The 974-nt window shown below is 46.3% G+C and carries 2 protein-coding genes; both read left to right on the top strand.

Going from position 1 to position 974, the window contains the following annotated elements; translation table 11 throughout:
• Window positions 1–186, top strand: a 186-nt coding sequence (locus tag VL15_RS41610; protein WP_082163826.1) for a TraR/DksA family transcriptional regulator, incomplete at its 5' end; no start/stop codon positions are given.
• Window positions 183–731, top strand: coding sequence for an ead/Ea22-like family protein (locus VL15_RS41615; protein ID WP_001289873.1), 549 nt, complete (start codon window positions 183–185; stop codon window positions 729–731). The genes VL15_RS41610 and VL15_RS41615, both read left to right, overlap by 4 nt.
• The last annotated feature ends 243 nt before the right edge of the window (window positions 732–974 follow it).

The following is a 974-nucleotide window of genomic DNA, read 5'->3' on the forward strand; positions in this document are numbered from 1 at the left end:
GAATTACAGCGCAACACAGCAATAAAAATGCGCCGCCTGAACCACCAGGCTATATCTGCCACTCATTGTTGTGAGTGTGGCGATCCGATAGATGAACGAAGACGCCTGGTCGTTCAGGGTTGTCGGACTTGTGCAAGTTGCCAGGAGGATCTGGAACTTATCAGTAAACAGAGAGGTTCGAAGTGAGCGAAATTAACTCTCAGGCACTGCGTGAAGCGGCAGAGCAGGCAATGCATGACGACTGGGGATTTGACGCAGACCTTTTCCATGAATTGGTAACACCATCGATTGTGCTGGAACTGCTGGATGAACGGGAAAGAAACCAGCAATACATCAAACGCCGCGACCAGGAGAACGAGGATATTGCGCTAACAGTAGGGAAACTGCGTGTTGAGCTTGAAACAGCAAAATCAAAACTCAACGAGCAGCGTGAGTATTACGAAGGTGTTATCTCGGATGGGAGTAAGCGTATTGCTAAACTGGAAAGCAACGAAGTCCGTGAAGACGGAAACCAGTTTCTTGTTGTTCGCCATCCTGGGAAGACTCCTGTTATCAAGCACTGCACTGGTGACCTGGAAGAGTTTCTGCGGCAGTTAATCGAACAAGACCCGTTAGTAACTATCGACATCATTACGCATCGCTATTACGGGGTTGGAGGTCAATGGGTTCAGGATGCAGGTGAGTATCTGCATATGATGTCTGACGCTGGCATTCGCATCAAAGGAGAGTGAGATCGGTTTTGTAAAAGATAACGCTTGTGAAAATGCTGAATTTCGCGTCGTCTTCACAGCGATGCCAGAGTCTGTAGTGTCAGATGATGACCGTACTCAAACATCGGGTTGAGTATTATCTTACTGTTTCTTTACATAAACATTGCTGATACCGTTTAGCTGAAACGACATACATTGCAAGGAGTTTATAAATGAGTATCAATGAGTTAGAGTCTGAGCAAAAAGATTGGGCGTTATCAATGC

The organism is Burkholderia cepacia, from assembly GCF_001039005.1.
Taxonomy (GTDB): Bacteria; Pseudomonadota; Gammaproteobacteria; order Burkholderiales; family Burkholderiaceae; genus Burkholderia; species Burkholderia theae.